This is a genomic window from Amaricoccus sp. (assembly GCF_036846665.1).
Classification (GTDB): Bacteria; Pseudomonadota; Alphaproteobacteria; order Rhodobacterales; family Rhodobacteraceae; genus Amaricoccus.
On the sequence record NZ_DAIUBO010000004.1, the window covers coordinates 16177 to 34129 of the forward strand.

Genomic DNA, 17953 nt, shown 5'->3' on the forward strand with positions numbered 1-17953 from the left:
CAGGACCCACGGATCAGGTTCCAAGTGCGGCACCGTCGGTTCATCGGCTGGCCGCCTCACATCGGACGAACGCAAGGTTCGCCCGCCGTCGTCCTCCCACCTTGCGACGCAATTCGCCATGGATGGCCTGGTTGAAGATCCCCGCACGTGCTCGGGTCGTCCGGAGATCCAGGGAAAGATCTCCGAAAAGTCTGCTGCTGAAAGCATTGGTCGGCTCCTCTTGAAGAAGTTCTGCTCGGATCCGGGTTGCGGGATCGCAACCCGGATCTTGGTCTGGGTCTGGCCATCGGCGGCAATGCCCGGACCCCGAGTTGGGAACAGACCAGTTAGGCAGCCCGCCGCAGCTGATCGCCGGGTGCTTCGGTCGACTGGAGCGGCGTTGGCGCCGAGGGGCCGCGGGCGCCCCCTTCGATCATAGCGTCAACCACCTGCGGGATGTCGCGGCGCGAAACACCGATGTCCGCGAGCAGATGGTCGCTCATGCCTTCGAACTGGGCGATTGCCTTGGCGCGCTGGTAGCGTCGCAAGGCCGCGGCGATGGCGCGCCGGATGAAGGTTGCTCTACCGGTATCTCCGCGGCGGGCTGCGGAACGCCCCGTATCGCGTGCCGCACCGCTCGTCCGGCCGCTTGGCTCGCGCGGAGAGATCGCGACATCGTACTGCTCAGGCACATGCCTGGTGACGCGCAGAATGGTCAGACACCGGCTCGTACCTACCGGGAACTCGTAGTCGATGACCGCTCCTTCCGCCCGTCCGATCAGAGCCGTACCCACCGGCGTAAGCACCGAGACGCAGCGCGCGCCGATGTCGGCGTCCTGCGGCATTGCCAGCGTCACCGAGTAGACGTGGCCGGTGGCCTCGTCCCGAAAGATCACGTCGGAGCCGATGTTGACCACGTCGTCGGGCATCTCGTGCGAAGGTACGACTACCAACCGTGCCGCTTCCTTGCGCAAGAAGCTGGCGAGCCGAGCCGCACCGTAGAGCGGCTCGGACGCGAGCATGTTCAGCCGTGACACATGGGCAGCATCGAGCATGAGCGGCCGTGATACAGTGATGTGAGAGTTGAAGTTGTCGAGTGCGCGCATGACATCCCCCGAGCGACGCTTGAGTCGTCCGTTCCAAATTTGACGTTTGAAGGTGGAGGAGCCCCGAACGGGGATGGGCGCGGACGCCTTACCCCGCTCGGGGAAGCGAGCGGTTCAGGAGCGGGCCCGCGAACCGCGGAGTCCAAATATTACGTCTACCCTGCAACATAAATGGAGAGATAGCCCCGGCTTCGGGTATTTTCAAGCCCTCGTGAGTTCTTCGGAAGGCTTGGCATTTTCTTGCCGATCTGGAGGTGGCAAGCGCTTTTTTTTCTTCCGAGGCAAACACTGCAATCGCTAGGCAGACCAGGCGGACCGGGCGCGTGCGCCGGGGCTCAGATCACCAGCCGCAGGAAGAAGGTCAAGCTCATCCCGAACCCGACGGCGGCGACAATCCTCAGTACCACCCGTTTCGGCAGTGCTGAAGGCATAGATAGGGGCGACCGTTCTCCGCGGCGATGACCCGACGTGGAATTCGGTCGGGGTGGTGTCCGAAGAGATGACTGCAGAGCGCATGGGTAGCGTCGTAATCATTCACGGCGTTCCGGAAGGGATCGAGTGCCGGCTTCGGTGCAGTCGCTGCCGGATGTGCCGGGGAACGTGACGCTGCCGGTTGTTGCCTGTGACACGATCCAACTCACCGAATGATCCCGCGCCGCCAGTTCCACCGGTACATCTGATCAGGCGGGCGTCCCAGCCGATGTGACCTCACGCAGGCCTGCCAAGGCCGGACCAAGCAAGGAATCGTCCGCATCGACAGAACTCACTGCGTAAATTGGGTACGAGAACTGAGGCATGCCAGGCACGAGGTGCAGTCGTCCGGACGCCAAGTAGGGCTTCACCGCGTGCATCCTGAAATAGCCGGACCCGCCGGCTGCAAGAATGTAGCGGAGCGCGAGCGGGCCGAGATTGACGGACAGTCCGGGGCCTGTGGCGTCGGGAAAGCTCGAGCCGAACTCACGCGCGAATTCCGGGCCCCAATCCACGGAAACAAAGCCCGGAGAGTCAACGCGACCGGCCTCGGGATCAGTCGTCACAAGCACGAGCTTTTCGTCCAGGAGCAGGTCGACTCTCACGCCGTGACGATGCGGCGGCGCGTACATCACAGCGGCGTCGACCAATCCGGCCGCCACCTGATTGATCAAGTCCTGCGGCACGTCGATGTGAATGCGCAGGGCGATGTCCGGCCGCGAACGTCGCATCCACGACATCCAGTCGAGCACAAGCGGCTGCCAAAGGCTCACTTCGCCGCCGATTATCAGCAACGAGCTATGGCCCGGCGGCACCGCCACCTGATGACGCATGCGCTGCCACAGCTGCACGAACGTCGGGGCGTAGCGAAGGAACTGCTCGCCGGCGGGCGTGAGGGAAGCGCCACCCTTGTGTCGCACGAACATAGATCGTCCTAGACGCTCCTCGAGCGTGCGGATTCGCGCACTCACGGTCGTCTGAGCGACATTGAGCCGTTCTGCGGTGCGGATGAAGCTGCCGGTCGAGACGATTTCTAAGAATGTTCTGACGATTTCGGTGTCCATGAATCATACCTAGCATAAATGTTGCACTGAAGTGCCACTAAAATTCGTTTGCTTGATGGGTTTGTCGGTGCAACTAAGCGGTAGATCGATGCGACGGACCCTGGCAGGGCGGTAAGCCCCGGTTGCGTTGCGGGCCAGCGGCCACGGAGGAAACGATGCCGAAGCAAGCTCAAGGCGGAAGCAACGTAGATCGTCGCAATTTCCTCGCGTTGGCCGCGGCTGCGGGGGCCACAGCGGGCGCCCTGCCGCCTACGGAGGCCGCGTCCGCCGCGGAGCCCGCGGTCAACTCCAGTCACGCGATGCATGCCGAGGCCGCGGCGCTCTCCCGGCCGGACCCGGCGACCGCCGCCTACCAGTTCTTCAATGTAGACGAGTCCGCCTTCATCGAAGCGGCAATCGACACGCTCATCCCCAGCGATACAGTCGGGCCGGGCGCCATGGAACTCGGCGTCGCGACATACATCGACCGGCAGATGGCCGGTGCCTACGGCAAAGGCGATCGACTGTATCTAGAAGGTCCGTTCGGCGAGGGAACGCCGCAGCAGGGCTATCAGCTGCTCATGACACCTGCGGAACTGATCAGGGCCGGCATCGCCGACATCAATGCCCATGCGCAGAAAACCTACCGGCGGCCCTTCAGCGCGCTTTCGGAGCAGGATCGGATCGCAGTCCTGACCGACTTGGAAGACGAGAAGATCGAGCTTACGACGGTGCCCTTGGCGACGTTCTTCGGGCTGCTGCTTCAGCTGACGGTCGAAGGTTATTTCGCCGATCCGATGTATGGCGGCAACAAGGACAAGGCCGCCTGGAAGATGATCGGCTTTCCCGGCGCCAGCGCGATGTACATGGACAAGATCGAGCCCTTCCGGAACAGGCCCTATACGGTCGAACCGATGGGCATCGCGGATCTCAGTTGATCGGCGGGCAAGGAGAACGCAAAATGACCACCAAACTGAACTCCGTCGACATTCTCATCGTTGGCCTCGGATGGACGGGCGGCATCATCGCCAAGGAGCTTACCTCCACCGGCCTGAAGATCGTGGCGCTCGAACGCGGCGGGCCACGAGACACCAATCCTGACTTTCTCGACCCGCAGATCCACGACGAGCTGCGCTACGCGGCCCGTCACGACCTCATGCAAAACGTCCGACGCGAGACCATCACCTTCCGCAACAACGACTCTCAGACCGCATTGCCGATGCGTCAGCTCGGCTCGTTCCTCCCGGGCAGCGGCGTCGGCGGGGCCGGGGTCCACTGGAACGGCGTCACGTGGCGCTGGCTCGAATGGGACCATCAGGCCCGTTCCAGGACGGTCGACAGGTACGGCGAGAGGATCATCCCGGCGGACATGAACCTGCAGGACTGGCCGATCACCTACGACGATCTCGAACCCTACTACGACCGGTTCGAGAAGACCTGCGGGACGTCGGGAAAGGCCGGCAATCTCAACGGCGAGAGGGTCGACGGGGGCAACATATTCGAAGGACCTCGCGCGGCGGAGTATCCCAACCCGCCGCTGATCGCGGCCCAGGGCATGGTCATGTTCGAGACGGCGGCGCGCAATCTCGGCTATCATCCTTTCCCCAATCCTGCATCCAACGCTTCGCAGGACTACGTTAATCCCGACGGCGTGGCCTTCGGCGCGTGTCACTATTGCGGCTTCTGCGAGCGCTTCGGCTGCGAGGCGAATGCCAAGGCAAGCCCGCATTTCACGGTCATTCCGCTGGCGATGCAGAACCCGGACTTCGAGCTGCGAACCAACGCCATTGTGCTGAAGGTCAATCTCGACGCGACCGGCAAGAGGGCGGTGAGCGTCACGTACCTCGACGCACGCGGGCGCGAATATGAACAGCCTGCCGATCTGATCATTCTGTCGGCCTATGCGCTTGGCAACGTCCACCTTCTCCTGAACTCGGGCATCGGCGTGCCTTACGATCCGGCCACGGGAAAGGGCGTCGTGGGTCGCAACTATGCCTATCAGTGCGGCGGCGGCGCGACGGCGTTCTTCGACGAGAAGACCATCATGAACCACTTCATGGGCGCCGGCGCGCTCGGCACCTGCATAGATGACTTCAACGGCGACAGCTACGACTTCGAGAAGGCTGGCTACATCGGCGGCGGCGGCATCAGTTGCAGCAATTCCGGCGCCCGGCCGATCCAGTATCACCCCACGCCGCGCGGCACGCCGCGCTGGGGCAGCGGGTGGAAGAAGGCGGTTGTCGATCACTACGATCATACCACCAGCGTCGGCAACCAGGGCGCAGTGATGGCCTACCGGCAGAACTACCTCAGCCTCGATCCGACCTACACGGACGCCTTCGGCCGCCCGTTGCTGCGCATGACGTTCGACTTCCAGGACAACGAGGTGAAGCTGATGAACGGCCAGGCCGATATCTGTGTCGCCATCGCCACGGAGATGGGAGCCGCCAGGGTCGATCGAAACATCTCGCCGGTGCCCTACTCGATCGTGCCGTACCAGAGCACGCACAACACCGGAGGCGCGGTCTTCGGCGCCGATCCCGGCACCAGCGTCCTGAACAGGTACCTGCAGGCCTGGGACGTCCCGAACGTGTTCGTCACCGGTGCCTGCGTGTTCCCGCAGAACGCCGGGAAGAACCCGACCGGCCCGGTCGGGGCGCTGGCCTACTGGGCCGCCGACGCGATCAAGAACCGGTATCTGAAGAACCCCGGTCCGCTGGTTCAGGCCTAATGGAAAGCCCACCGGCCCAATGAAACCTCGGCCCGGCAGCCTCCAGGCCCGTCCGAGGTTACGCCTGCACACCGAAGGGGCTCGGAGGTCGGCTCATGGCGACTTGCCGCGAATATTCGGAGGGAAGAGGAATGAAGTCTGTCCTCTTTGCAGTCGCGACTGTTTTTCTTGGCCTCATCGGGCCGGCCCAGGCGCAGGAGAAACCGCCTGCCGGCGATGCCGAGGTCGGCGCCGCCGTCTTCAAGAAATGCCTTGCCTGTCACAAGGTCGGCCCCGACGCCAGAAACGGTGTAGGCCCTGCACTGAACGGAGTTGTCGGACGGCCCGCGGGAACGAATCCCACCTACAGGTATTCCTCGGCGATCGGGGACTCAGGGCTGGTCTGGGATGAAGCGACCCTGACCACGTATCTCCGGGCGCCGCGAAAGCTGGCCCCAGGGACGAGGATGAGCTTTCCCGGTCTCCCGAATGACCAGGATATCGCCGACGTCATCGCCTACCTGGGGACGTTTGACGCCGAGGGCCGCCTGACGCCGCCTGAGCCTCAGGATGGCTCGACGGATAGAAATGGAGCGCAAGCACAGGAGCGTTGAAATGGGTATCGGGGTGGCGGCCAAGAACGTCAGGCTGAAGCGCGCCTATGCAAGCCCGTCAGCCGAGGATGGGACACGGGTCCTGGTCGACCGGCTTTGGCCGCGTGGGGTCAAAAGGGCGGATGCGGCAATCGATCATTGGGTCAAAGACCTGTCGCCCAGCACGAGTTGCGGAAATGGTTCGGACACGATCCCGCCTGATGGGAGGAGTTTCACCAACGCTTTGCAACGGAACTGCGCCGGAATCCAGTGACCTTGACCGACTACGAGACCTGGAGCGCGGTGACACGATAACCCTCGTTTACGCCGCCCGGGATGAGTTGGACAACGATGCCGGGTCCTCCGAGACGTCCTGATGACGCTGCGTGCTGCGCTTGGCCGCGGTCTTCGCGGCGCAGGCCTCTCGCGACACATGAACGATGCAAAAATTATGCACTTAACTGGTAATAATATTCGTTTGCATGATGCATGGGTCGGTTACATAAGGGATAGGCAGCGCAGGTTCGTGGCTTCGAGCAAAGGCTGGCAATTTCTCACAAACAGGAGCTCTCCCCATGCAAATAGTAAGATTGGTGACGATCGCAGCATCCGTGACGTTCGGAATACTGCTGACGCAGCCCGCGAACGCGCAGAGCCCACTGGAGACGCAGGCGCACGACCACGCGCCCGTCGTGCTCGCCGCGGCGACGGCGGACCAGAGCGAGGTCGACGCGACCAAGGCGGTGCTTCGCGATCTCTGGATCGGTCACGTCTTCTGGGTCCGCAACGTCGTGGTCGCCCAACTCGCCGGCGATGCAGCCGCGCAGGACGCGGCCGAAGTTCAGGTCGTCGCCAATGCGCAGGCGATTGCTGCCTCGATTGAACCGTTCTACGGGGCCGATGCCAGGGCGCAGTTCTTCGAACTGCTCGCCGGACACTACGGCGCGGTCAAGGCCTATCTCGATGCCTCCGTCGCTGGGGACACCGGCGAGCAATCCGACGCGACGGCGATGCTGCTCGGCAATGCGACGGGGATCGCCGATTTCCTGAGCACTGCAAACCCGTACCTGCCGAAGGACGCCGTCGAGGGGCTCTTGCAGGCGCATGGCGGCCACCACATCGCCCAGATCCAGCAGTTGCTCGGCAAGGAATACTTGGAAGAGGCGCGGACGTGGACTGAGATGACGCAGCACATGTACGTCATCGCCGATGCAACGGCGGACGCGCTCGCCCAGCAGTTCGCGGAGCGATTCTGACCGGACCCGCGCGTGGGGATGGCATGCTACGACAAACGGCGACGGAGGCAACGAGTCTCCGTCACACTTTCGGTCCCTGCCGGCTACGGGTGGGGCCACGTCCGGTGCGGCCCTTCGCACGCGGCAACCCGATCCTTGCAACGCCGGGGAGGAGTCGATGGCTCAAGAGCATTCCAAGCGAACCGGACCTGACCTGGCAGAGGGCGTCGCGCTCGCCGCGCTTCCGGACGGTGCGAAGCTCGTCGGCCATGTGGGCGATTCCCGGGTCCTGCTTGTGCGGCACGGGGCCGAGATCTACGCGATCGCGGCCGAGTGCACGCATTACAGTGGTCCTCTCGTCGACGGGCTTGTGGTGGAGGACACCATCCGCTGCCCCTGGCATCACGCCTGTTTCGATCTGCGGACCGGCGAGGCCCTGCGCGCCCCGGCGCTGAGCCCGGTCGCGTGCTGGTCGGTGACACAGCGCGATGGCAAGGTCTTCGTCGGCGAGAAGAAGGCGGCACCCACGCGCCCGCCCCGCGGCGTCATCGAGAATGCCCCGGGGAAAATCGTAATTGTTGGTGGCGGGGCTGCCGGGTTCGCCGCTGCCCAACAGCTTCGGCGCGCGGACTACCAGGGCAGCATCGTGATGCTGAGCAACGACGAGGCATTGCCCGTCGACCGGCCCAACCTCTCCAAGGACTACCTCGCCGGCACCGCGCCCGAGGCGTGGATGCCCCTGCGCTCCGGCGGGTTCTATGCCAAGAACGGCATCGATGTGTGGCTAGGTGCGGACGCCACCGGCGTCGACCTGCGCTCGCGCGAGGTCCGGCTCGCCAACGGGAGCAGCGTTCCCTACGACCGGCTCCTGCTCGCCACCGGCGCCGAGCCGGTCCGGCTGTCGATCCCGGGAGCCGATCTGCCGCACGTCCGCACGCTGCGCTCGCTTGCCGACTGCAGGGCGATCATCGACCTTGCCGGGACGGCGCGCCGCGCGGTGGTCATGGGCGCGAGCTTCATTGGCCTCGAGGTCGCGGCCTCACTGCGCGCCCGCGGCATCGAGGTCGACGTCGTGGCGCCCGAGGCACGGCCGATGGAGAGAGTCCTCGGTCCGCAGCTGGGCGATTTCATCCGCTCCCTGCACGAGGAACACGGCGTCGTCTTCCACCTCGAGGACACCGCTATCGCCATCGACGGCAAGCAGGTGAAGCTCAAGGGCGGTGACACGCTCGAGGCCGATCTCGTGGTCCTTGGCGTCGGGGTGCGTCCCCGGATCCGGCTGGCCGAGGCGGCGGCGCTTACCGTTGACCGCGGCGTCGTCGTCGACGCCTATCTCGAAACGAGCGTCCCGGGGATTTTCGCCGCCGGCGACATCGCACGGTGGCCCGATCCGCGCGGCGGTGATGCGATCCGCGTCGAGCATTGGGTGGTTGCCGAGCGCCAGGGGCAGACGGCGGCTCTCAACATGCTCGGCTACCGCGAGAAGCACACCGCCATCCCCTTCTTCTGGAGCCGCCACTACGACCTCCGCATCAACTACGTCGGCCACGCCGAGGCATGGGACACGCTTGAGATCGATGGCGAAATTGCTGCCAGGGACTGCTCGCTGCTCTTCAAGCGCCGCGACCGGACGCTCGCCGTCGCCACGATCCGCCGGGATATCGAAAGCCTCGAGGCCGAGGTCAAGATGGAGCGGGACGCAGCCGCCTAAGGCTCACGTCGCGCGCCGAAATTTTGGTCAGGAGGGCCTGAGAAGCTTCAGATAGGTCACATTCCGGGCGAGCCTTGGCCGGCGCGCCGCCATGGGCGCGCCAGGTAGGTGGAAGAACGGGCTTGAATTCCCCGAACCAAGTTGCGGCAGCATCGGCGTCGCGGCGCGCGGTCTTATAGTCACGGCGGAGCGAGGCGTTCAGCTACCTGAAGCTGGACGCGCAAGCGGAGTTGGAGCGGCGGCGCTTGCGACAGCGAAGACAGGTCGCATAAGCTCCTGGCGGGCTACGCGCTTCATCTTGCCCTGGAACGCCCGCCGCACATGCGATATCTTGCACTCGTCACCGATTTCGATGGCACTCTCGCCGAAAACGACACCTTGTCGGCGACCACCGAATCCGCATTGCAACGCCTGCGGGTTTCCGGACGGCGCGTCATTCTGGTAACTGGCCGTCGGCTCGACGACCTTCTCACCGTCTGCCCCAGACCGCAGCTCTTCGAAATGATCGTCGCTGAGAACGGCGCTTTGCTCTACATTCCCGCGAGTCGGGAGGTCAGGCTACTTGCCGACCCGCCGCCTGACGCATTGGTGAAGGACCTGAAGGCGCTTGGTGTCGAACCCCTGGAGATCGGCGAGGTCCTGATCGCAACGCACGAACCGCACCGCAGAGCGGTCCAGGATGTCGTTTGGAACCTGGGTCTCGAAGTGCAGGTCATCGGGAATCGCGGATCGGTAATGCTGTTGCCGGCGGGCACGAACAAAGGAACCGGCCTGCAGCACGCGCTCCGCGAACTAGGCCTCTCGCGCCACGAGGTCGTGGGGGTCGGTGACGCGGAGAACGATCATTCCTTCCTCGTGCAGTGTGAGTGCCCCGTGGCTGTGTCCAACGCCGCATTGTCCATCAAGGAAATCACCGCCTTCGCGACGAGCGCACCTAACGGCGGCGGAGTGGTCGAACTCATCGACGAACTGATCGCGAGCGATCTGGAGAGAATGGGCGGCAAGCTTCCGCAGCATTGGATCACCCTTGGCAAAGGCGTGGACGGAGCTGCCGTTTCTCTTGCGCCATACGGCCACAATGTCCTGGTGGCGGGTCCTTCAGGGTGCGGCAAGTCCACTTTCACCGCCGGGATCATTGAGCGCCTGATCGCCAAGGACTACCAGGTGTGCATACTCGATCCCGAGGGCGACTACGGCACCATCCGGAATGTCGTTGCCATCGGAAATCAGCGGCGCACGCCAAGCATCGACGAAGTCCTGGCGATTCTGGAAGATCCGGCTGTCAACGTCAGTGTGAATCTGCTCGGAACCACGCTGGAAGATCGGCCGGGATTCTTTGCACAGCTGGTTCCAAGTCTCCAGGCCATGCGGGCCCGCACCGGCAGACCACATTGGATCATCGTGGACGAAGCGCATCACTTACTGCCGAGCACATGGGGGCATACCGCGTCCGTGCTGCCGCTGCGGCTCCACGAAACGATCCTCGTCACCGTCCATCCCAAGCATGTGGCACGCGACATCCTCAGGCCGGTCGATGTCGTGGTCGCGGTAGGCCCGAGGCCGGAGGAGACACTCACGCGATTTGCCCAAGCGACTGATCAGGAACTCGCGTGGCCTGTTGATCTCGTTCACCAGCCGGGTCATGTCGTCACCTGGACCCTGGCCGACAACCGGCCACCGTTCGCAATTCGGACACTGCCGAACCGGTCGGAGCGGCTTCGCCATCATCGCAAGTACGCGGAAGGCAACCTGCGATGGCACAGCTTCTATTTTCGCGGTCCCACTGGCAGCCACAACCTGCGGGCACAGAATCTCGTCGTATTCTGTCAGATCGCCGAGGGAATCGACGAGCAGACGTGGACATACCATCTCCGCCGCGGCGACTATTCCAGCTGGTTTCGCCATGCAATCAGGGACGAATACCTTGCTGCCGAAGCCGAGCGGATCGAACGCCGCTCCGACATCGACTCATGGCAAGCGCGGGAGATCATCTGCGAACTGATAAACGCGCGCTATACCCTGCCAGACTGATCGGCGAGCAAGCGCGGCCGACCCGATCCGCGGGGAGTCGCTCGCAGCCAGTGCAGCGTCGCGGATCGCGTCACGATCCGCCCGCATCGACGTTGGCGGCCGAGGGCTGCTCGACGCGGATCACCGTCAGTGTCCGGCGCTGGTTGTCGTTCGTGTCCCAGAAAAAGACGGCGCCTTCGGCCAGCCCTAGGAGCGCCACGCCGATCGGCGTCATCACGGATACCCGCTGATGGGCGATATCCGCATTCTCCGGAAACACCAGCGTCACGGACTTTTCGAGCCCGGTGGTCTCGTCCCGGTAGGTCACGGTGCTGCCGATCGAAACGACAGTCTTCGGCATCTTAGCGGGCGCGACGATGCGCGCGCGTCCGATCTCATCCAGAAGCCGGTCCGCCAGCGCTGGATTGCGCTTCATGGCGCCGTCCGCCAGCGCTTCGATATGGGCGAGGTCGGCTGAACTGATGACGATACCGGGAGCGCGTGTGCGGCGTTTCCTGGCTGCCTGGGTCACATGAGGTTCCATTGGTATTCTTCCTTTAACGGGTATTGCAACACGAACCCGGCACGGATCCGGAGGGGAGCGGTCTTCGGCTCAGGAGGGACGAGTGACCTTCAGAACGGCTACCGCGCTGATCGTGCCGTCGTCGCACAGAAGCGGCGCGCGTTCTCCGACCCGCGTCCCAATCAGGTCGCACCTAGAAGCGAGGAAGCCGGCATCACTCCGCTGCCCAACGCCTTCCTGGCCCTGTGCAACGGAAAGCCAGTCCGCAACTGGGTGCCATCGATCGAACAGCTGACATGGCATCCCCCGGGCCACGACATCGTCGGGCACCGTACGTCTGGGCGGTCCGGATGAGGTGAGCTTGTGCAGCAGGACATGGGCGAGAACGGGCGGGGTCTGATCGTCTTCCGTTTCGCATGTCTCAGGATGCAGCGGGAGATTCCGGTGGTCGGCGTCAGGCAACATGGCCACCTGCGACGCGGCGTCCCCTGGCCGACGAGTCTTCGCGGGCTCGAAAGCCGCAAACGGCGAATGCTGAACATGGCTTCTCTTCGGACGACTGGCGTCATGGGCTCATTCAAGGAATGTGAGGAGGCCCCGGTCGGTACGACAGGCGCGAACGCGCCTAGACCGCCCGGGGAAGCGGGCGGTTCAGCAGGAGCAACCGGAAATGATCTGCATATGCCGACATGGCCTTTGAGTTAGGCACGCGCCCAGCATTAGTCAATCGCCCGCGGACGTCAGTGTTGCCGCCGTTGCCGCCCGCGGGCGGCATCTTCAACGCGTGGTTCAGACATGGGCGCTTTCGTACTGAAAGGTTGCACCCCGCCGCGGCGGGTGTTGAAAGGCTCAGTCGCAAGTCCTACATATGCATCATGACCAAGTTCAGCCTTCATGCGAGGTTCCTGCTTTTCGCGGGAAAGCTGCTGAACCGCCGGTAACCCCGGTGGGGTTGGCCGGTATGGCCTGACCTCGTCCGGGGTTTTCGTGATCTCCCACTGATCGAATGAAGAAGCGGAGGCGCCTGCGCCGCCGGGTTCCTTGCACGCGGAGCTTGTGTCTCGTGCTCCCGGCCGCGCCGCGTTGAAGCTTTGGGTTTCAGCAATCTCGGAATCGGAGGATGACATGTCCGGATACCTGACAAGCCAAATGCTCGACCCTGCGTGGCGCGGGCACATCGCGAATGACGGCGCCCACCGTCTCCGCCAGTGGATGACCGCGGCGGTACGGCGCTGGCAGCGGAGCAAGATGATCCAGGTACTGAATGACTTGGATGACTGGATGCTTGCCGACATCGGAATTCACCGCGCCGATATTCCGCGCTTTGCGGAAGAACTCACCGATCGGGAACTCCGCATGAGCCCTTTGGCCGGTCCCAAGACCGAAGCAGATGAGGAATCTGACGCGTTTCAGCTGGCGGCGTGAACGGCGCCCGTGCGTGCGATCGTCGGACGCACGGGCACCCACCGGACGGTTTGAACGGACGGAAAGGACCGATCATGATCTCCGCAGCTGACTTCGACGAACTCTTCCCTTCCATGTCCCGACCGCGGCGCCATCATGCACCGGGCACCGAACCGAGATCGCCAGGCGAGGCCTGCATCGCCCGGTGGGAGGATGACGGGGGCCGGACATTCCGCGGTTTCCCGGCCCACCACATCGTTCCGTCCGTGTGTGATGACGACGCAGTGCCGGGCCTGGTGCGAAATGGCGTCGCGTTTGCCATGACACCGGTGATGACGGCCTGTTCCGCCGCGCAACACATCGTGCCGCTCTGACCATCGTTCACATCATCGACCTTTGGGAGCACAAGCAGGCCTCGCTCTGGCATGACAACCTGCATCGGGAGGCGGCGCGGGCCGTGCAGGTCAGGATCGAAGCGGCCCTGACCCGGCATCGCGCGAACGCGTCTGATGCGGTGATATGTATCGAAGCCGGATCGCCTGCTCTGCGCCTCATCGAAATCTGCGCGGATCTCCGGCCGGATATCGCTGTAATGTGCGTGCATCATGATGGCCGGCTGGTCGCGCGGGTTTGTCGGATCGACAACCGACAGGGTGATCGCAGCGGGCCGCGCGCCGGTCCTGGTCGTGAAGCGCCTCCACACCGGAAGCTACGACCGCGTCCTTTTCGCGACGGGTGGCGCGGACGACGCATCCGGAGGCTTCGCCTTCGTGGCCGCCTTGCTGCCGGACGCCCGGCTGCACCTGGTCCAGGCCGTCCAGATCGCACCGCAACTCGAAGAGGCGATGTTGCGTATCGACACCGATCGGGCGGCGCTTACCCACCGGGACGCGCTGACCCGGAGCGCCCGGGACGGTTTGCGCGCGCTTGCCGCCACGGTTGCGCCGCGCGCCACGACGCGCGTGCTGCACGGCCCGCCGGCAAGGACGCTGGTCCGCGCGACGCGCCGCCCGAAACGTGAACCTCATCGCGCTCGGCCCGGGCCGCGCCAGCCTGATCCGGCGCGCATTCATCGGCAGCGTGACCCGGCGGGTGCTGCGCGATGCCGCCTGCGACGTCCTGATCTGCCACCCTGCTCCGACCGGTGGACGGCCTGGTCAGGCGGCCAGTACCAGCGTCGCGATCGAGAATAGACCACCACGCCAACGCCGTCCGAGATCGTCGTGACCAGCGGCCCGCTCGCCGTCGCCGGATCGAGCCGCAGGCGGCTGAGCAGGAACGGCAGCGACATGCCGACGAGGCTGCCTACGATCACCACGAGAAACATCGTCAGCCCGACGACCAGCGCGATCTGGGGCCCGCCGCGCAGCGCCCGAGCGGAAGGACCACCAGCGCCATGGACGCGCCGAGCGCCGCCGCGATGACCAGTTCGCGCAGGATTAGGTCGCGCCAGTCCCTCAGCGCCACATCCCCGGTCGCAAGGGCCCGGACCATCAGCGTGGCCGATTGCGAGCCGGCATTGCCGCTGCTGTCGATCAGCAGCGGCAGGAAGAACACCAGAGGCGAGAATCTTCTCCCCGAAATGCGCGACGCCGGCATCGGAAAAGAGATTGCCGAACACCAGAAGCGTCAGCCAGACGATGCGTTTCGAATAGAGCACGCCGATCCCCGCCTCGCGCAAGCTCTGCGTGAACGGCAACACGGTCGAGATCCGCTGGAAGTCCTCGGTCGCTTCGGCCTGTATCGCATCGGCGGCGTCGTCATGGGTGACGATGCCCACCGGCCTGCCTTCCGCATCGACGACCGGCACGGCCAGAATGTCGTAGCGCTCTATCGTCTTTGCGACATCTTCGCGATCCGTATCGACCGTGACCGAGATCGGCCGCGGATCCATGATCGCGCTGACCAGCGTGTCGTCGGCGGCCAGGACCAGTTCGTGCAGCTGGATCGAGCCGATCAGGCGACGGCTGTCATCGAGGATGTAGGAGCGGTAGATCGTCTCCTTGTCGGGAGCCTCCAGGCGCAGCGCGGCAATCGCCTCGCGCGCGGTTATGTCCGCTCCAAGAGTCGCATAGTCGGCGGTCATGATCGCGCCGGCGGTGTCCTCGGCATGATCGGCGAGGCGGCGGATGCCGATCCTCCTGCGCAAGGTCGCGCATCAGCTGCTTCTGTTCATCGGGTGGGGGAAACGGATCCCGAGCGGCCTAAGGAAGCGCGAGGACCAGGCGCCAGCGGCGCACAGCACCGCGCTGGTTCTGATGTAGCCCTTCTCCGTGTGCACGCCCGCAATCTTGCCATTGGCCAAGTCCAGCGCCCGCGCGGCGCATTCCTGGTGAATCGTGGCGCCCAGAGCTCTGGCCCCATCGGCGATAGCCGGCGCGGCGAGCGCAGGTTCGGCCTTACCGTCCCGCTCCGAATAGGACCCGCCGACCCATTTGTCGCGCGCTTCGGGGACGCGCTCAGCCACCTCCGCCCGGCTCAGGATGCGGGTGCCGACCTCGTACTCCCTGGCGACCTCGCGCCACCTTTCCCAGCCGGCCAGCACAGCCTCGTCGTGAGTGGCATAGACGAGACCGCAGCGTCGAAATCCAAGGTCCCGATTGATATCGCGCGTCAGCTCGTCCCACAGTCGCATGGAGAGCACCGAGAGCGGCAGTTCGCGGCGATCGCGGTTCTGCTGGCGGCACCAGCCCCAGTTTCGGCTCGATTGTTCACAGGCGACGTGGCCCTTCTCGAGCAGAGCCACAGAGAGGCCACGCTTCGCCAGGAAGTAGGCGGCCGTAGAGCCGAGGATGCCGCCGCCGACGATGACGACATCGGCCTCGGCCGGAAGACGCTCATCGCTGTGAATGCTTTCGACTCGGGGCGACATGTTTCCACCAACCTCGGCTGCCAAGAATGCGGAAGCAAAGTTCCGATCAGCCCTTCATCGCATCGTGCGCTCGAAAGAATGTGCCGAAATCACCTGGGACTTCGCCAGATGTGCGGGCCTTTTGATCGCTTGATAGATACGATCTGCTTAAGCCCGACCGAGTTCCAGTTCGGGGGCGGCGGCGCAACCTGCGAAGTGGTGCTGCTTGGTTCTTAAGGACCGTCAGCCCGCCTGACGGCCGAGGATTTGCACCCTCGGCCGCGGCACCGCCGCAATCTCGAGCAGTCGCCAGGCGGTTGCTTTTCGGGACTTCCGTCTTCGGACTGCCCCTCGAGTCGGGGCCTCGGACCTCTCTCGCGGCAATTTCTTTCGATCGGTCCGCAACAACGATACTTCCGGCCGATCGCGACGCCCAGACCCGCACTTTCCGCTGACGCTCCTCAGTATCCTTGAGACTGGAAAGTTGTGGTGCTCGACTTCGATCCCAACGCGCTGGCGATTACCTTCGAGCGTCGCATCCGCGGCAAGTGGATCGGCGGATGCCGCGGCTCCACCCAGGAGGAGTAGCCGCCATGATCCGCGTCCTCGCGCTGCTTCACGTCGTGCTGGTCACGACCGGCGCGATGGACAGCAGCTGGGCGATGGCGAAAAGCCTCGCCATGTCGCATGCACCGATCATCAAGGAGGTCCAATAAGCGAACGCCGCGACTGGGGCCCTCGTTGCTCAAAGTACACTTGCGATCAGCCGCTCGGCCCGTGCGGTCTCGCCCTGGAGCACGCGCGACATGCGCTCGAAGTGGCCGAGATCGTGGGCGTTGATCACCGCGCGTGGATATGTAGTGCATGACGCTCTTCTCTCTGGCCGCTGAAGGGCCGGCTTGATCCAAGCCCCGTCGTTCTCAGCTCGGGAATGCCTTGGTGACTTCCGGCTCTCAACGTTTGGCGCGCCACCAGGCGATGCGGTCCAGCAGGCCATAGCCCTGGATGACGGCCGGCATGAACCAGGGATTGCCGCGATAGAGCGGGATCGCTGCAGGCGGCCGGAAGTCGAAGGCGGTGCGCGCGCGCTCGCCGTCCCCCATCAGCTTGTGGGCAGCCCGCGTGCCGACCCACGGCGCCCAGACCACGCCGGAGCCGCAGAAGCCGGTGGCATAGACCACGCCGTCCTTCTCGAAGATGCGGGGCAGCATGTCGCGGTGCATCGCGACGTTGCCGAACCAGCAGTGCGAAAGCCGAACCTTCGCCAGTTCCGGGAAGAGCTCCATCAGTCCCTTGCGCAGACGCAGCGTCGGCGCCGCCGGGTCGCCCACGCGCGAGCTGTCGCGGCCGCCGAGCAGGATGCGTCGGCCGTCGGGCGTGGGGCGGTAGTAGAAGCCGAGCTGGCGGTTCTCGCCCGTCATCATCAGCTTCGGCATCAGCCGCGCCATCATCTCGGGCGCGAGCTCCTCGGTGACGATGATCCGGCTGCGCACCGGCACCAGCCGGCGGCGCAGGAAGGGGACCGCGCCGTCGGTGTAGCCGTTGGTGCAGACCAGGACCTGCCGCGCCTGCACCGTCCCGGCCGAGGTCGCGACCCGGAATCCGTCGACGTCCCGCTCGATCGCAGTGACGGGCGTGCTCGCATGCACGATCAGACCCGAAGCCAGCGCCACCCGCAGGAGCTCGGCGTGGAACTTGGCCGGGTGCAGCCCGCCGATGTCCATCCGGACGGTGCCGCCGCGGTAGAAGTCGGTGCCGATGTAGTTGCGCTGCTCGGCATGCGGGACGGCGTAGGACTCGATCCCGAGGCGCTTGGCCAGCGCCTCGGCGCCGCGGGCCATCGTCCCGTACTGATCGTATCCGAGCGCGCCCTTGAACAGGCCAGTCCGTCGGAAGTCGCACTCGAGCCCTTCGGTCCTGATGAAGTCGTAGAGGAACTCTCGGGCGACCTTGCCCTCGGCCTCGATGGCTATCGCCTTCTCCTCGCCGAAGCGCCGGGCGATCGTTGCGTAATCGGGCCGGATGCTTCCGCTGGTGATTCCGCCGTTGCGCGACGAGGCACCCTCGCCTGGCCTCATCGCATCGAAGGCCGCGACCGACCGCCCCGCGCGGGCCAGCACCAGCCCGGCCGAAAGTCCGGCATAGCCCGCGCCGACGATCGCCACGTCGACCTTCTTGGCCAGCGGCTGCCGCGGCAGCGGCCTGACCGGTGCCGCTTCCCACCAGAACGGCGTGTTCTTGTCCGCGGCCGGCGCGCGCAGCTCCTCGCCGCGCGCGGCCCCACTGTCGAACGCGAGCGTCATGGCCGGCCTTCCTG

16 protein-coding genes and 1 pseudogene are annotated in these 17953 nt (G+C 64.8%); 11 read left to right on the forward strand and 6 right to left on the reverse strand.

Annotated elements, in window-relative coordinates:
- Positions 1-326 precede the first annotated feature (326 nt).
- Together V7050_RS00905 and V7050_RS00910 are read right to left on the reverse strand one after the other, a co-directional pair.
- Positions 327-1085 carry a GreA/GreB family elongation factor gene (locus V7050_RS00905; RefSeq protein ID WP_324374194.1) on the reverse strand — a complete coding sequence of 253 codons (759 nt, stop codon included), beginning with the start codon at positions 1083-1085 and terminating at the stop codon, positions 327-329.
- A gap of 680 nt (positions 1086-1765) precedes the next feature.
- Positions 1766-2620 carry a LysR family transcriptional regulator gene (locus V7050_RS00910; RefSeq protein WP_324374192.1) on the reverse strand — a complete coding sequence of 285 codons (855 nt, stop codon included), beginning with the start codon at positions 2618-2620 and terminating at the stop codon, positions 1766-1768.
- Between the two features lie 155 nt (positions 2621-2775).
- On the opposite strand from V7050_RS00910, the gene V7050_RS00915 reads away from it, so the two are divergent.
- The 7 genes from V7050_RS00915 to V7050_RS00945 all read left to right on the forward strand — a co-directional run bounded on the left by V7050_RS00915 (position 2776) and on the right by V7050_RS00945 (position 10879).
- Positions 2776-3537 (forward strand): gluconate 2-dehydrogenase subunit 3 family protein, encoded by a 762-nt coding sequence (locus V7050_RS00915; RefSeq protein WP_324374190.1) that lies wholly within the window; start codon positions 2776-2778, stop codon positions 3535-3537.
- Between the two features lie 23 nt (positions 3538-3560).
- Positions 3561-5330: a GMC family oxidoreductase gene (locus tag V7050_RS00920; protein ID WP_324374188.1), complete on the forward strand. Its 1770-nt coding sequence runs from the start codon at positions 3561-3563 to the stop codon at positions 5328-5330.
- A gap of 131 nt (positions 5331-5461) precedes the next feature.
- On the forward strand, positions 5462-5923 hold the full coding sequence (locus V7050_RS00925; protein WP_324374186.1) for a c-type cytochrome: 462 nt from the start codon (positions 5462-5464) through the stop codon (positions 5921-5923).
- 1 nt (position 5924) lies between these two features.
- Entirely contained in the window at positions 5925-6176 is a 252-nt protein-coding gene (locus V7050_RS00930) for a DUF488 domain-containing protein (RefSeq protein WP_324410175.1), read from the forward strand.
- 301 nt (positions 6177-6477) lie between these two features.
- Positions 6478-7158 (forward strand): hypothetical protein, encoded by a 681-nt coding sequence (locus V7050_RS00935; RefSeq protein ID WP_324374183.1) that lies wholly within the window; start codon positions 6478-6480, stop codon positions 7156-7158.
- A gap of 157 nt (positions 7159-7315) precedes the next feature.
- The gene (locus V7050_RS00940; protein ID WP_324374181.1) at positions 7316-8848 is read left to right on the forward strand and encodes an FAD-dependent oxidoreductase; all 1533 of its coding nucleotides are present in this window, start codon (positions 7316-7318) and stop codon (positions 8846-8848) included.
- 321 nt (positions 8849-9169) lie between these two features.
- Entirely contained in the window at positions 9170-10879 is a 1710-nt protein-coding gene (locus tag V7050_RS00945) for an HAD hydrolase family protein (RefSeq protein ID WP_324374179.1), read from the forward strand.
- 70 nt (positions 10880-10949) lie between these two features.
- Here the strand turns inward: V7050_RS00945 and rnk are convergent, their stop codons facing one another.
- Positions 10950-11402: a nucleoside diphosphate kinase regulator gene (gene rnk, locus V7050_RS00950; protein WP_324374177.1), complete on the reverse strand. Its 453-nt coding sequence runs from the start codon at positions 11400-11402 to the stop codon at positions 10950-10952.
- Between the two features lie 1104 nt (positions 11403-12506).
- On the opposite strand from rnk, the gene V7050_RS00955 reads away from it, so the two are divergent.
- The 3 genes from V7050_RS00955 to V7050_RS20990 all read left to right on the forward strand — a co-directional run bounded on the left by V7050_RS00955 (position 12507) and on the right by V7050_RS20990 (position 14012).
- Positions 12507-12806 carry a DUF1127 domain-containing protein gene (locus V7050_RS00955; RefSeq protein ID WP_324374175.1) on the forward strand — a complete coding sequence of 100 codons (300 nt, stop codon included), beginning with the start codon at positions 12507-12509 and terminating at the stop codon, positions 12804-12806.
- Positions 12807-12880: 74 nt separating this feature from the next.
- The gene (locus V7050_RS00960; RefSeq protein ID WP_324374173.1) at positions 12881-13159 is read left to right on the forward strand and encodes a hypothetical protein; all 279 of its coding nucleotides are present in this window, start codon (positions 12881-12883) and stop codon (positions 13157-13159) included.
- 643 nt (positions 13160-13802) lie between these two features.
- Positions 13803-14012 carry a universal stress protein gene (locus V7050_RS20990; RefSeq protein ID WP_442885676.1) on the forward strand — a complete coding sequence of 70 codons (210 nt, stop codon included), beginning with the start codon at positions 13803-13805 and terminating at the stop codon, positions 14010-14012.
- 22 nt (positions 14013-14034) lie between these two features.
- Here V7050_RS20990 and V7050_RS00965 read toward each other — a convergent pair.
- Together V7050_RS00965 and V7050_RS00970 are read right to left on the reverse strand one after the other, a co-directional pair.
- Positions 14035-14871 (reverse strand): annotated as a pseudogene (locus V7050_RS00965) (CBS domain-containing protein); the annotation flags it as partial.
- A 72-nt stretch (positions 14872-14943) separates the two neighbouring features.
- Positions 14944-15681 carry an NAD(P)/FAD-dependent oxidoreductase gene (locus V7050_RS00970; RefSeq protein WP_324410177.1) on the reverse strand — a complete coding sequence of 246 codons (738 nt, stop codon included), beginning with the start codon at positions 15679-15681 and terminating at the stop codon, positions 14944-14946.
- 548 nt (positions 15682-16229) lie between these two features.
- On the opposite strand from V7050_RS00970, the gene V7050_RS00975 reads away from it, so the two are divergent.
- Complete coding sequence (locus tag V7050_RS00975; RefSeq protein ID WP_324374168.1) at positions 16230-16352, forward strand: hypothetical protein; 123 nt, start codon at positions 16230-16232, stop codon at positions 16350-16352.
- A 237-nt stretch (positions 16353-16589) separates the two neighbouring features.
- Here V7050_RS00975 and V7050_RS00980 read toward each other — a convergent pair whose 3' ends face one another.
- Positions 16590-17939: an NAD(P)/FAD-dependent oxidoreductase gene (locus V7050_RS00980; RefSeq protein ID WP_324374166.1), complete on the reverse strand. Its 1350-nt coding sequence runs from the start codon at positions 17937-17939 to the stop codon at positions 16590-16592.
- Between the last annotated feature and the right edge of the window lie 14 nt (positions 17940-17953).